This window comes from Pseudomonas sp. PDM30 (genome assembly GCF_019218985.1).
In the GTDB taxonomy this organism is placed as follows: Bacteria; Pseudomonadota; Gammaproteobacteria; order Pseudomonadales; family Pseudomonadaceae; genus Aquipseudomonas; species Aquipseudomonas jessenii.
Map to the genome: position 1 here is coordinate 256,016 of NZ_JAHUWM010000006.1, position 14,249 is coordinate 270,264.

Annotated in this window: 10 protein-coding genes; 6 read left to right on the forward strand and 4 right to left on the reverse strand. The window is 62.5% G+C overall.

Going from position 1 to position 14,249, the window contains the following annotated elements; genetic code table 11:
* Positions 1-6: 6 nt before the first annotated feature.
* The 3 genes from KW840_RS16515 (at position 7) to KW840_RS16525 (ending at position 2,859) form a co-directional block, all read left to right on the forward strand.
* Positions 7-1,365: an MATE family efflux transporter gene (locus KW840_RS16515; protein WP_218496305.1), complete on the forward strand. Its 1,359-nt coding sequence runs from the start codon at positions 7-9 to the stop codon at positions 1,363-1,365.
* A gap of 115 nt (positions 1,366-1,480) precedes the next feature.
* Positions 1,481-2,152, forward strand: a complete 672-nt coding sequence (locus KW840_RS16520; protein ID WP_218496308.1) for a phosphoribosyltransferase — start codon at positions 1,481-1,483, stop codon at positions 2,150-2,152.
* A 137-nt stretch (positions 2,153-2,289) separates the two neighbouring features.
* Entirely contained in the window at positions 2,290-2,859 is a 570-nt protein-coding gene (locus KW840_RS16525; RefSeq protein WP_218496311.1) for a YceI family protein, read from the forward strand.
* A gap of 337 nt (positions 2,860-3,196) precedes the next feature.
* On the opposite strand, the gene KW840_RS16530 is transcribed toward KW840_RS16525, so the two are convergent.
* Positions 3,197-6,586 (reverse strand): Ig-like domain-containing protein, encoded by a 3,390-nt coding sequence (locus KW840_RS16530; protein ID WP_218496322.1) that lies wholly within the window; start codon positions 6,584-6,586, stop codon positions 3,197-3,199.
* 474 nt (positions 6,587-7,060) lie between these two features.
* Between KW840_RS16530 and KW840_RS16535 the strand changes: the two genes are divergently transcribed.
* Positions 7,061-7,783 carry a GNAT family N-acetyltransferase gene (locus tag KW840_RS16535; protein WP_102671368.1) on the forward strand — a complete coding sequence of 241 codons (723 nt, stop codon included), beginning with the start codon at positions 7,061-7,063 and terminating at the stop codon, positions 7,781-7,783.
* Positions 7,784-8,101: 318 nt separating this feature from the next.
* On the opposite strand, the gene KW840_RS16540 is transcribed toward KW840_RS16535, so the two are convergent.
* Positions 8,102-9,232 carry a P1 family peptidase gene (locus KW840_RS16540; RefSeq protein WP_218496324.1) on the reverse strand — a complete coding sequence of 377 codons (1,131 nt, stop codon included), beginning with the start codon at positions 9,230-9,232 and terminating at the stop codon, positions 8,102-8,104.
* A 167-nt stretch (positions 9,233-9,399) separates the two neighbouring features.
* Positions 9,400-10,503 carry an extracellular solute-binding protein gene (locus tag KW840_RS16545; RefSeq protein WP_218496326.1) on the reverse strand — a complete coding sequence of 368 codons (1,104 nt, stop codon included), beginning with the start codon at positions 10,501-10,503 and terminating at the stop codon, positions 9,400-9,402.
* Positions 10,504-10,613: 110 nt separating this feature from the next.
* Between KW840_RS16545 and KW840_RS16550 the strand changes: the two genes are divergently transcribed.
* Positions 10,614-11,387, forward strand: a complete 774-nt coding sequence (locus KW840_RS16550) for a helix-turn-helix transcriptional regulator (RefSeq protein WP_218496327.1) — start codon at positions 10,614-10,616, stop codon at positions 11,385-11,387.
* Positions 11,388-11,391: 4 nt separating this feature from the next.
* On the opposite strand, the gene KW840_RS16555 is transcribed toward KW840_RS16550, so the two are convergent.
* Positions 11,392-12,303 (reverse strand): LysR family transcriptional regulator, encoded by a 912-nt coding sequence (locus KW840_RS16555; RefSeq protein ID WP_218496328.1) that lies wholly within the window; start codon positions 12,301-12,303, stop codon positions 11,392-11,394.
* Between the two features lie 106 nt (positions 12,304-12,409).
* Here KW840_RS16555 and KW840_RS16560 point away from each other — a divergent pair, with 106 nt between their 5' ends.
* Positions 12,410-14,137: an amidohydrolase gene (locus KW840_RS16560; RefSeq protein WP_218496329.1), complete on the forward strand. Its 1,728-nt coding sequence runs from the start codon at positions 12,410-12,412 to the stop codon at positions 14,135-14,137.
* Positions 14,138-14,249: the final 112 nt, after the last annotated feature.

The window sequence follows — 14,249 nt, forward strand, 5'->3', positions numbered from 1 at the left end:
TCGCCCATGCAAACCCCCAACCCTCAACGCCCGCTCTGGAAAACCTACCTGTTTTTCCTCGCCCCCATGGTCCTGTCGAACTTCCTGCAATCCATGTCCGGCACGGTCAACAGCATCTACATCGGCCAGATGCTCGGCACCCAGGCCCTGGCGGCGGTGTCGGGGATGTTCCCCATCGTGTTTTTCTTCATCGCTCTGGTGATCGGCCTCGGCGCGGGCGCGGGGGTGTTGATCGGGCAGGCGTGGGGGGCGCGGGAGACGCATCTGGTGAAGGCGATTGCCGGGGCGACGTTGTTGTTGGGGGGGTTGATCGGGTTGGTGGCGGCGGTGGTGGGGAGTGTGTTTGCGCGGTCGGCGCTGGTGGGGTTGGGGACGCCGGCGGATGTGCTGGACGATGCGGTGGCGTATGCCCATGTGATGTTGTGGATCATGCCGTCGCTGTTGGTGTTCGTGTTGTTCACGCAGTTGCTGCGCGGGGTGAGCGATACGTTGTCGCCGTTGTTGGCGCTGGTGGTGTCGACCTGTGTGGGACTGGCGCTGACACCGGCGTTGATTCGCGGGTGGCTGGGTTTTGCGCCGATGGGGATTCAGAGTGCGGCGATTGCCGGGTTGGTGGGTAACCTGGTGGCGATGGGGTTGCTGGCATGGCGCTTGATCGGCAAGGGCCATCCGCTGGCGCCGGATCGCGAGTTCTTTGCGGCGATGAAGCTGGACGTGGCGATCCTCGGCAAGGTGCTGCGCATCGGTTTGCCCACCGGGTTGCAGATGGTGGTGTTGTCGCTGTCGGAGTTGGTGATTCTGGCGCTGGTGAACCAGCACGGGTCCCAGGCGACGGCGGCGTATGGCGCGGTGACGCAGATCGTCAATTACGTGCAGTTCCCGGCGCTGTCGATTGCGATCACCGCGTCGATCCTTGGGGCCCAGGCGATCGGGGCGGGGCGCATCGAACGCATCGGGCCGATCCTGAAGACCGGGCTGATGATCAACGTGTGTTTGACCGGTGGTCTGGTGGTGCTCGGGTACTTGTTGTCGAGCTGGTTGCTGGCGTCGTTCCTCACTGAGGAGGCGACACTTGGCATGGCCGAGCACTTGTTGCACATCATGCTCTGGAGCCTGCTGGTGTTTGGTTTCCAGGCGATTATCGGCGGCATCATGCGCGCCAGCGGTACGGTGATGGTGCCGGTGGCGATTTCCATTGTGTGCGTGGTGGGCGTGCAGTTGCCGGCGGCGTATCTGCTGGATGCGAAGTTTGGATTGCAAGGGGTGTGGATGGCGTTTCCGGTGGCGTATCTGGGGATGCTGATGTTGCAGACGCTGTATTACAAACTGGTGTGGCAGCATCAGAAGATTGAGCGGTTGGTGTAGGCGGAACGCTGCGGGAGGGGCATGCTGTTCACTGGTCCCTTGCCACAAAGCCCCTCGCCACAAAAGGACGGTGTGACTGAAAAAGACAGGCGCCATCGCCTGGGGAGGTTTTCAAATGAGCCCCTTGTCCCATTCCATCCTGCAAGACCGACCAGCAGCCGGGCGGCGTTTGATTGAGCCGTTGCTGCCTTACGCCAATCGCCCCGACGTCATCGTTCTGGCCTTGCCCCGTGGCGGCGTGCCGGTGGCTTATGAGGTGGCCACGGCGCTGAAGGTTCGCCTGGACCTGATGCTGGTGCGCAAGCTCGGCGTGCCGTCCCACCCGGAGTACGCCATGGGCGCGATTGCCAGCGGTGGTGTCCAGATTCGTAATGAAGAGGCGCTGCGGGTGCACCCGATTGATCGCGCCGCTTTCGACGCCGTGGTCGAACGGGAAAGCCGCGAGTTGCTACGCCGCGAGCAGGTCTACCGAGGCACGCGGCCGGCGGTGCAGCTCAAGGATCAGGTGGTGATCCTGATCGATGACGGCCTGGCCACCGGAGCTTCGATGAGGGCGGCGATCCAGGCGCTGCGGGCGCAGGCGCCATCGCGCATCGTGGTGGCGGTGCCGGTGGCGCCGATCGAAACGGTGGAGGCGCTGCGCAGCGAGGTGGATGAGTTGATCTGTCCGCTGATGCCCGAGTGGTTCACGTCGATTGGTCATTGGTACATGGATTTTTCCCAAACCTCGGATGCCGAGGTGATCGACCTGTTGCGGCGGGCGTGGCAACGCGGGGAGTGCGGGTAGCGCTGGCGGCCAGCGGCAGGTGGTCGCAAATCAACGGGTGAGGTGGAATAAACGCCGGTTGTTTGCTTTAGTCCATCTGATACGACCCGACTTGTGCGGCACGCCAACTCAGGACGGGAGCCCTCCCGGAGAGCGTCATGAACCTTCGATCCGCGCGTTGCGTCGCTCTGGCCGGCACGTTGGTGTTCGGCCTGGTGCCGTTTGCTGGAGCCGTGGAATACAAGGATGTGAACGCCAGGGCCAGTACCTTGAGCTTCACCTATGAGCAGATGGGGTCGAGAGCCTACGGCACCTTTGGCAAGTTCAAGGCCAAACTGGACTTCGACACCGATAACCCCGGCGCCGCCCATGCCGCGCTGACCATCGACCTGAACAGCATCGACGCCGGCAGCAGCGACGCCAACACCGAGCTGCAAAAACCGGCGTGGTTCGACACGGCGACTTATCCGGTGGCGACCTTCGAGTCGACGTCCATCAAGGCCCTGGGCAATAACCGCTACACCATCACCGGCAAACTTTCCCTGCGGGGGCTTACTCGAGAAGTGAGTGTACCGGTGCTGCTCAAATCCGAGAGCGCCATCGGCATCTTCGAGGGCCAACTGGTGCTCAAGCGTGACGACTTCAAGATCGGCGAGGGCGAGTGGGCGGACAGTGTGGTGTCCAACGAGATCAATATCCGCTTCCGGATGGTGGCGCCGCAGCGGTGACTGGGACCCCATCGATAGTTCGTCGGCCAATCATGTGACCATGCTGCCAGGGGGATGGAATGTGGTTTGTCTGATAGACCGAGGTGCCGCCATCGCGGGCAAGCCCGCTCCCACAAGGGTCTTCAGCGAGCCTGTAAATTATGCTCGACGCAGCCCCCCCTGTGGGAGCGGGCTTGCCCGCGATGGCGGTGTAACAGTCAATACAAAGGCTGAGATCCATCAGGCACTTTGCGGATAGAGCGGACAGTCAACAAAACCCACCTCGGTCCCACCGCACGCTGCACAAAAGAAAAACGCCCGATCCACATTGCATGGGCCGGGCGTCGATCAATCCGCTCTAGTTCGCCTTTATCGGCACCGTCACGGTTTTGCCGAAGGCCGATTTGATGGTCGCCGTCGGGCTAGGCGAGGGGCCGCTGCCGGCGGTCGTCACCGCTATGTTCCAGCGCGCGCCTGTGGCCGTAGGCGTCAGGACGGCAGCGCCAAGGTTCACCACACCGGTTGTGGTCGTGGCCGTTGCCGTGATGGTATTGCCCGTGCCACGGGAGGTGGTGCCGGACAGGACCCAATACCAGCGGCTGTTGCTGCGGGCGGTGACGGTGGCGCTGGTGACGATCAGGCTCTCGTTGATCGCTGCCGAGACCGCCACGGACACCGTCGCCGGTGCCGACTCGGCGCCCTTGGCATCGGCGGCCCTATAGGTAAAGGTCGCGGTGAACGGCGCGGGGACCGTGGCCGGTGGTGTGTAGGTCACACGCAGGCCATCGGTGCTGACCACGCCCTTGCCGGAGTCCGGTTGCTCCAGACCTACCACTTTAAGTGGCACGTTACCGTCAGGGTCGCTGTCGTTGGCCAGCACGTTGATGATCACCGGTTGGCCGGTGTTACTGATGGCGCTGTCGGCGTTGGCGACCGGTTTTTGGTTATCGGGGTCCTCGACACGTTTATCGCCAGTGCGGAAGGTCGGCAGCGCCGCGGAATTGACGTAGGTGACGCCGTCCCAGCCGGGCAGGGGCGTTGGCATCAACTGGAACTGGCCCGGATTCTCGACATCCCAGCGCAGCAGCATGGAGGTATCCTCGTGCTGGGTGTTGTGGCAGTGCTCCATGTAGGTCCCGGCGAATTCGCGGAAGCGGATCGCTATCTCCACGTCCACCGAACTGTCGACTTCTGCACCAACCCGATAGACGTCCTTGCGCGCCCATTTTTCCCATTCCGGCGGTGCCTTGCCGTCGCGCTTGAGGACGATGCCTTCTTCAAAGTGCACGTGCACCGGGTGGCTCCAGCCGTTGCCGCCGTTGATGATTTTCCACACTTCCAGGGTGCCGTCGCCGGAGAACCCGGCAGCGGTCGGGCCGGTAGCCAGTTGCGGAGCGGCGCTGATGATCCGAGGGTCCATCTGGTAGCCGAAACCGCCGTCGGTCTTGATGGTCCAGGGTTCTTCGTCGGTGCCGTCGGAGCGGCCGAAGATGAACTCGCGATGGCGCGCCAGTTTCAGTTTGGCCTGCACCGTCGGATCGTCGCGGTTAAGGGTCAGCGGGATCATGCTTTTACCCACGGGCTTGCCCGGCTTGGCGGGTTCGTAGTCGGCGGGGTTCATGCTCACGTCCTGGCCGGCATAAGTCTGGACCACCATCTGCATGAACTTGCCCACCACCGGATCGCCGTTCTCCCATTCCAGCCCTTTGCTGCCCAGCTTGAGCACTGCCTTGTACCTGCCGGACAAGACATCGGCCAGGCTCTGCGATGCAACCTCCGGCCCCTTGCCGTCGTGGTGCTCCATCAGGTTGACGAAGTACAGTTTGTCGCCGGTCTTGATCCCGTATTTCGAGAAGTTGACGATGATGTCGTAACGCTCGGCGATGGCCAGGGTGGGCAGGATGGCGTTGTGGTCCTGCACATCGCCGTCGGCGTCCAGGTCCATGCTGCCGTCGAACGGCACGGCGTGCTCCATGAGGTTGCCGTCGTTGGCGATCATATGGAACGGCACGCGGGTGTAAGACAGGCCGGAGCCTGTCGGGCCGGGGAATTCGCCACCGGTGCCGACGATCTCACGCACCAGCGCGATCTTGAAGTAGCGCGACACCGAGCCATTGAGAATGCGGAAGCGATAGCTGCGCGCCCGCACGTTCAGGCGCGGTTGGTACTGCCAGTTGACCAGGATCTGGTCGCCGAGAAAACCATCGGTGTTGAACGGGTTGAACCACAGTTGGCCATTGGTATCCCAGGCCTTGTCGGCAATCATCAGGTTGACGTCATAGTCGCGGTTGCCCCAGGGCAACGCCGAACCGCTGGGCAGGCGCAGATTGACGCCGTCTTGCAGCGCTTCGTTGCCACGATCCAGGGCGCTGTAGTAGTTCATCATCACCGCGTTGCCCTTGTAGACGTTCTGCGCGGTGAAATCGAGCATGTGGTCGTGGAACCAATGGGTGCTCATGGCTTCGCGCCAGTCGCCACGGATCTTGATGCTGCCGTTGTTGCAGGTCTTGAGGCCCGGCGTGGCATCGTTGACATACAGGGTTTCACCCGGGGCGCAGGGGAACGCCGCGCGCGGATCCTGAGCGCTGGTGTTGATGCTGTCGTAACCGGCCAGCTGGATCGGCCAGCGATAGTCGTAGTACTGCCCCGGAAAGAAAAACGCATTGGAATAGCCGTCACTTTCCGCCGGGACGTGGCCGTTGTGTTCGTGGGTGCTGAGGGTGTGTAGGCCGAACCCCATGTTGGCCGACGGATCGATCGGCAGGGCGTTGTAGTGGCGCATCAGCACCGGTTGGCCGTACCGCACCATCAGCAGTTTTGGCGGAAAGGTGCCGTCGAAAGTCCAGAGCGCCTTGTGGTTCTGAATCGGCATGTTGGGGTGAAAACGGGTGTCGATGCCTTTGGTGGTGCCCGCAATGATCGGGGTGTCCGAGGTCTGGTTGTAGAGCCCGCCCGGGCCGAACTCACCGACGGCGTAGTTGTGCAACTGCCGGCGGTCGCGCATGCCGCCGTTGAGCTTGGCGCCGGCTTGAGCGGTCTTGAAGGCGACCTGTGGGTAGAACTCGTTCCAGCGCTGGTGCGACCAGCCTTTTCCTGGCGGACGACCTTCGGCCGGCGAGCCGACCGGATGGCGGTTGAGGAAGGCTTCGATCTGCGCTTTCCACGGGTTGCGGTCCAGCACGTTGGAATACTGCGCCGGAAACGGGTACAGCCCCGGCTGGCGCATGAAGGCTTCCAGCGCCGCGGCCGAAGGGCCGCTGCGGGCGATGTTGTTCGGGTCCTGCGTGGGCGCCGGGCCGACGATCGGAACCGGGAAAGTCAGGGGCGGTGCCGGCAGTGTCGGGTCGAGTTTCTCCGTGCCGAATTCTTCGAACAGCAGCAGTTGCTGCGTATACGGCTGGGCCCCGAACAACGGGCTGGGCTTGCCGTTGGTGGGGATTTTGAAGGATGTCTGCAGGGCTGGCGGCAGTACGTTGTCGGTCGTTGGCGTGGTGCGGGTGCCGTACACACCATTGGGCAGGGCGTAGGAGCCCTGGTTGGTGGGAGGCATGGTCTCTATGGCATCCAGCGCGCCCTGGGGGTCGGCCGGCGGGTTGGTATACGCCGACGGATCTGTTGGCGGTGGCGGGCTGACATCGTCAAGCGGTGCTGCGTTGACGATGCCGAGGCTGACGTTGATCAGCATCACAGCGGCGATGCCCGGTTTGCTGAAAAAGCCGAGCGATTTGAGGTCGGTTTTGTTTTTCATCTTGTTTCCTCGGGACGCGTCGGTGTGGCTGACGTTCGCAAAACGCTGGATGCAATAGGTGTGCCAATCGCGGGGAAATTTGGGGGAAACAAAAAACTGTTTGATATCAAAAGGCTGGCGGTTTGGGTTTTGGTCCTGACGGCGCAGTAGATGGGGATCCTCAAAGTTGGGGGCTTTCACCCACCCGTTCTCCCCCGTTCATACCCGAGGTCGGTGTGGTGGTAACCGCTTTCGCGAGCAGGCGAGCTCCCACAGCAGATTGAGGTGTGGGCAATACCGCTGTCCCCTGAAGGAGCAGGCCTGATCGCGAAGAGGCAAGTTCATCCAGCACAATGTGTGCCGGACTCACTGTTGTCGGCCTTGAAAATGATGCGCATGGCTCAAGGAGGGTGGATGTCTGTCCATCACCTTCGGACCGGACGTGCCGGGCGCGCTATGATAGGCAGCCCTTGCCTCCCGGAGCCTGTCACCGCAATGCCCCTGATCAGCCATTTCAAGACCCCGTGCCCCGAGCACATCAATAGCCAGATCCTGCAGATGGTGGTCGACAACCTGACCGACATCAGCATGGTCGCGATCCCGCCCAGCAACCTGCTGTACAACCTCTATCAATACGCGATCGGCTATGAGGTGCACCTGTATCTGGAAGCGCTGAACGGTGAAAAAGGCATTGCCGTGGAGTTGATCGTCGCCACGGACGAAGACGACCCGCAAAAGGTAACGGGCTTTGTGCTGTACCTGCCGGTGCAGGACGACCCCGAGGCCTGCGGCGTGGCGTACATGGCGGTGCAGGCCGAGTATCGGCGCCAGGGCGTGGCCCGGCGGATGCTGCGGGAAATGGTCGGTCGCTACCCCCATGCCGAGCTGACCTGCTCGGTGGCCAAGGTGCCGTATTTCGAGGCGATGGGCTTTGAGGTGGTGGGCGTGCGTGCGACCCAGGTGTTGATGAACACTCGCGACCACGCTACCGCTGGCTTGATGGCGCTGCTGGATGTGGCGTCGATCTACAGCTCGCTGGAAGTGCGGCAGATTCATACCTACCTGCTGCAAAAGCATGGCAAGCGGGCCATGACCGACGCGGAAAAACAGCGCGACCGGCATCTGGACCAGCTGACGCGCAAGGCCCAGGCATTTGTGCGGGGGCGGTTGGGTGACGATGCGGTGCCGGCCGCTGGCCCTCGGTTGCGCCTGGTCTGATCGCACTCTCCTGAACCCCCACAAATCCCCCTGTGGGAGCGAGCTTGCTCGCGATAAGGCCGGGTCAGTCGACATTTACTGTGGCTGACCCCACCGCTATCGCGAGCAAGCTCGCTTCCACAATGAACAGTGTTGGTTTTCAGAGGTAAAAAAAGAGCCTCAAAGCTCTTGATGGGGAGGAAGTGGAGCCGTGAGGCTCAAGATGCGCATGAAACAAGTGGTGAGCTTGGTAGGGGTTCAGTTCACTCACCACCTACGCAGCGGCTTGCGCAAGCAAGCGGCTGCGTAAGTTCATCCTAAAAAGACCGAGTGTTTCACTCAAGTACCGCTAGTCGCATCCCCCGGCCAGCCGGCGCGGCGCAACGCCTTGAGCAAGGTTTCGGCATCCAGCCCCGGCACCCCATGCCCATTGCCTTCGGCGGTGTCGGCGGCGAGCAGAGCATTGATGATGGCTTCTTCCACGGCTTCGGTGGCGGCCAGGAACAGCTCGCTGATGTGGTCGTTGTTGACCATGCTCAGATTGTGGGTGGTCGGTGCTTTCTTGCTCTCGTAGGCAGCCGGTGGCACGTGATCGTTACCGGTGGCGAAGGCGATGAAGATGTCGCCGCTGTGGTCTTCATTGCCGCCGCCGGTGCGGGCCAGGCCGAGGCTGGCGCGCTGGGCCAGGCGTGTGCACTGGTGCGGCAGCAACGGCGCATCGGTGGCCAGGCAGACCACGATCGAACCCATGCCCGGATGGGGCAACGAGGCCTTGAGGAACGGCGAATCGACCTGTTCCATGTAGCGCCCGACCGGGTAGCCATCGACGCGCAACTCATTGCGAATGCCGTGGTTGGCCTGGACAATCGCCCCCACCGTCCAGCCGCCCTGGGCACTGTTCAAGCGGCGCGACGCGGTGCCGATGCCGCCCTTGAATTCGTGGCAGATCATGCCGCTGCCACCGCCGACATTGCCTTCGGCCACCGGTCCGCCCGCCGCCGAACGCACGGCCTGGGCCACGTGTTCAGGTTTCACGTGAAAACCGTTGATGTCGTTGAGCAGGCCGTCGAAGGTTTCCAGCACCACTGGCATATTCCAGTAGAGGCGCCCGTCATCCGGCTGCTGCTCGCGGTCGAGCACGATCAGCGCGTCGCGCACCACGCCCAGGCTGTGGGTGTTGGTGAAGGCGATGGGGCTGGTCAGCAAGCCTGCCTCGCGTATCCACTCCAGCCCCGTGGCATCGCCGTTGCCGTTGAGCACATGCACGCCGGCAAAGCAGGGTTGCTGACTGGTGGAACCGGTGCGCGGTTCGATGACGGTGACGCCAGTGAGGATGTCGCAGCCATTGGCCGTGCGGCCTCGTACGTCGCTGTGGCCGACCCGTACGCCGGGGACGTCGGTGATGGCATTGAGCGGACCGGGTTGCAGTTGGCCGATCGGGATGTTCAGGTCGCGGGCGCGTGGTTTCATGGTTTTCTCATCTTCGATTCGTGGCAGAAAAAAGAATATTTGTTGGGCTCCACGGACACTGTGGGAGCGAGCTTGCTCGCGATGGGGTCGCTAAATTCAGCATCCATGGCGACTGATCCACCGCTATCGCGAGCAAGCTCGCTCCCACAGGGTTTTGTGGTGTCCGGTCATTGACCGTTTTTGACCTTGCTCCAGATCCGCGTGCGCACGCGCTCGGTAGCGGGTGGCAGTGGCTGGAGGGTGAACAAGGTGGCCATGGCTTCGGCGGGCGGATAGACGGCCGGATTGCTGCGTGTCGCTTCGGCCACCAGTGGGGTGGCGCTGCGGTTGCCGTTGGGGTAGTTGAGGTGGTCACTGACCGGGGCGATGACTTCGGCGCGCATCAGGTAGTCGATGAAGGCCATGCCTTGTTCCGGGTGCGGAGCGTCCTTGAGCAGCACCAGGGTATCGAACCACACCGGCGCGCCTTCCTTCGGCAAGCTGTAGGCGATCTTCACGCCGTTGCCGGCCTGCTCGGCGGTGGATTTGGCTTCGAGCATCGCGCCGGACCAGCCCACTGCCACGCAGATGTTGCCGTTGGACAGGTCGCTGATGAACTTCGACGAGTTGAAGTAGGCGATGTGCGGACGCAGTTTCAGCAGCAGCGCTTCGGCCTTCTTGTAGTCCTCGGGGTTGGTGCTGTTGGGCGGCAGGCCGAGGTAGTGCAGGGCAACCGGCAGCATCTCCGACGGCGAGTCGAGCATGGCCACGCCGCACTCGCCGAGTTTCGCCAGGTTCTCTTCCTTGAACACCAGGTCCCAGGAGTCCACCGGCGCCTTGTCACCCAGCAGCGCGCGCACTTTGTCGATGTTGTAGCCGATACCATTGGTGCCCCACAGGTAGGGTACGGCGTACTGGTTGCCCGGATCGTTGTTGGCCAGTTTCGCCAGCAGTTCGGTGTCCATGTTCTTGAAGTCCGGCATCTGCGCACGGGGCAGGGGGGCGAGGGCGCCGGCCTTGATCAGCGTGGGCAAACTGAAGTTGCTGGCCACCACCACGTCGTAGCCGCTGCGGCTGGTGAGCAACTTGCCTTCGAGCACTTCGGCGCTGTCGAAGGTGTCGTAGACCGGTGCAATCCCGGTGTCACGTTTGAAGTCCTGCAGGGTGGTGGGACCGATGTAGTCGTACCAGTTGTACACGTGCACCGTCGGGGCTTCGACCGCAAAAGCCGACAGCGAAACCGCCAGACAGGCACCCAACCCCAGATTGAAATACAAGCGGTGACGACTCATGATGCGGCACTCCTGGCCTGTTGCGGCCGGTGGTATTCAGGAGTTTGCAGCGTATCGACCGGGGTGGCCTTCACCCATTCCCATCATGGGTTACTCAAAAGGGGTAGTGCGTGGACGCGTTGTTGAAAGAGTTGCCGGTGCATCAGGGGCTGGCGCGGGTCTTTACGGCGGTGGGGCAGGACAGTTTCTGGCGTGCGCTGGTCGATACCCTGCGCTTGCTGGTGCCGCTGGATAACGCGTTGGTGGCGCTGATGCGCCCGGGGCATGTGCCGCGCCTGCTGATTGACTTCGATGCCAAGGGCAACAGTGCTGAGCAGGAAGAGCTGGCGGACTACCGCGCCGGCATGTACCTGCTTGATCCGTTCTATCAAGCCGCTTGCGCCGGCATCGCCGACGGCTTGCACAGCCTTGATTCGGTGGCCCCCGACCAGTTCCAGCACAGTGAGTACTACCTGAGTTACTTCAGCACCGTGGTCGGTGGGGACGAATTGCAGTTCATGGTCAACGTCGATGGCGCCGTGCTCGGCCTGTCCCTGGGGCGTTCGACACGCTTCAGCCTCGAGGAGCAGGGCCGTCTGCTGTGCGTGCGTGACTGGGTGCTGGCGGCGATGCGCCGACACCTGGATTTGCTGCCACTGGAAGGGCCGGTCGCCGAACCACCGGCCGGCGATCTGGCGACCTTGCTCGATCGCTTCGACGCACGCCTGACCCTGCGGGAAATCGAAACCGCGCGCCTGATTCTCCAGGGGTTCTCCAGCAAGGCCATCGCCCAGCAAATGGGCATCTCCCCGGAGACGGTGAAGGTGCATCGGCGCAACCTCTATCACAAGCTCAACGTGAACGGGCATGGCGAGTTGTTTGCACTGGTGTTGCGGCCGCGTTGAACGGTCATGCAGCGGGCTGTTGCCAATGCGCCTTGAGGTATTGGATGAACACTTTCACCTTGCGCGTATTGCGCCGGTGGGCCAGGTACAGCACGTAGACCCACGGCCCGAACGCGCTGGGTTCGCGCCAGTACTGGGGCATCAACTCGACCAGCTCACCGCGCGCCAGATAGGGCGCGGCACTCCACTGCGGGATGAACTGCAAGCCCTGGCCATCGAGCAGGCAGGCCAGGAGAAAGTCGTAGTTGTCACTGGCCACCCGTGGCGTCGGCTGTGTCAGGCGTATCCGTTGCTCGCCTTGCTTGACCCACCAGAAATGCCGATTCAGTAGCGGATGGCGGAATATCAGCCAGTCATGCTGCTGATAATTTTCCAATGAAACATCCTCGCCTTTGCGCGCCAGGTACGTCGGGCTGGCGCACAGCAACATCTGGTTTTCCACTACCGGCTGCGCGATCACCCCGGGCAGGTCGATGGGGCCGTCGCGCAGGGCGAGGTCGTAGCCGCCGTCCACCGGGTCTTCGAAGTTATCGCTCAGGTCCACTTCCAGTTTGACCTGCGGATGCGCGGTCAAAAAGCGACAGCACACCTGATTGAGAAACGCCGGCGCGAACGAGGGCGGGGCGGTGATCCGCAAGTCACCGCGCAATTCATGTTGCAACTGCTCCACGTCTTCGGTGGCCAGTTGCAGTTGCATCAGCGCCTGGCGTGCGCCTTCCAGGTAGATGCGGCCCGCTTCGGTCAGCGCCATGCGCCGGGTGGTGCGGTCGAACAGGCGCGTGCCGAGTTCTTCCTCCAGTTGGGCCACGGCCTTGGTCAGGGCCGAAGGGGTTTTGCCGAGCAGGTCGGCGGCGCGGCTGAAATTACCCTGTTCGGCGGTGGCGACGAACATGGTCAGGGCACTCATTTTGTCCATTTATCTATTCCTGATAGGCACAGAAGTTGTGCGGGAGCAGGCATTCAGTTCTCGATTCGGCTTGGATAGTCTTGGCTACAGCCCAACAAAAATAAAGAGCCATCCCATGAAACAGATTCTGACCCTGGCCGCGTCACTTGTTCTGGCCTGTTCCTCGATGGAAAGTATGGCCGCTGTCGATCTCATCCTGCACAACGCCCGGGTGTACACCGCCGAACCTGGCCAGCCCTTGCAGCAGGCCATTGCGGTCGAGAACGGCAAGGTCTCGGCGGTGGGTTCAGATGCTCAAGTGCTGCGGCTTAAACAGCCGGACACGCGCATCATCGACCTGGGCGGCAAGGTGCTGATGCCAGGGTTTATCGACTCGCACTCGCACACGGTGAAGGGCGGCCTGCAATTGCGTCAGGCCAATCTGGACGGCGAGTTGATGCCGCTCGATGAGCTGGAAAAGCACCTGCGTCAATGGCGCGAAGACGGCAAGGCCAAACGCGGTGATGTCCTCAGTGTCGGCGGCTTGCCATCGACTTACTGGAACCGGATCGAGGCGCTTGAGCAGCGCTTCAATCAGGGGGAATGGGCGGATACACCCATTCTCTTTCTGGGCTGGGACCTGCACACGGGGTGGGCCAACCGGGCCATGCTCCAGCGCGCCGGCGTCGATGCCGCGCGGGTCAAGGCGCTGAAGGACGAGGAGCAGGCCACGATAGGGCATCACTCCGATGGGCGTCCGAATGGCTTTCTGGTCGATTCCGGCCTGTATCCGGTGCAGGCCTTGCTTGCAGCCCCGACCACCGAGGAGTTGATGGCGGGCGGGCGCGCAGCACTGGACTACTACAAGAGCCTGGGCATCACTGGCTGGATGGACCCGATCGCCAATGAAATCCCCGGCGGCGATGTGAACAATCAGTCGGTGGGGGTGCTGCCCATCTACAAAGCGCTGGCCGAACGCGGGGAGCTGACCGCTCATGTGGCCGCACTGCTGATGGCGGACTCGAAAGCCACGCCGGCCGATCTCGATGAGCTGGACAAGGTGCGTCAGCAGTTTCTCGGCGTGCCCAACCTGACCCTGCCGGGGATCAAGGTGTTTGCCGACGGCGTGGCGGAAGTTCCGGCACAAAGCGCCGCCATGCTGGAGCCCTACAAGAACTCGAAGAAATCCGGCGAGTTGCTGATCGACCCGGCGCACTTCGGCGAACTGGTCAGCGCCGCCGACGCCCGCGGCTGGCTGGTGCACATCCATGCGATTGGCGACCGCGCAGTGCGTGAATCGCTCAACGGCATCGAGCAAGCGCGCAAGGACCGCAAAAGCGGGATTGCCCATTCCATCACGCACGTGCAGATGGTCAATCCGCAGGAATTCGCCCGCTTCAAAACCCTCAACGTGATTGCCTCGATGCAGCTGTATTGGGCCATGGCCGACGAGTCGAGCGTGGAGCTGGTCAAGCCCTATGTCAGCGCCATGGCCTTCATGTATTCGTACCCGGCCCGCTCACTGCTGAAGAACGGCGCGACCATTGCCGGTGCCAGCGACTGGCCGATCACCACGCCGGATCCGTGGAAGGCGATCTACCAGGCGGTCAGCCGCATAGGTCCCAAAGGCGTGCTCAACGCTGACGAAGACATCGACCGCCAGACCATGTTCCAGGCCTACACCCTCAACGCCGCCCGCACTTTGCGCCTCGAGGATCAGATCGGTTCGCTCAAGCCGGGCAAACAGGCCGACATGATCGTCCTCGACCGTGATGTCTTCACGGTCAAGCCAGAGGCCCTGCGCGATACCCGGGTGCTGCAGACCTGGTTCGCCGGCCGCGAAATTTTCGCCCGTAAACCCTGACCCCCCCCACAACCCGGAACCTGTAGGAGCGAGCCTGCTCGCGATGACGTCATCACATCCAACATTGATGTCGACTGACCCACCGCTATCGCGAGCAAGCTCGCTCCCACAG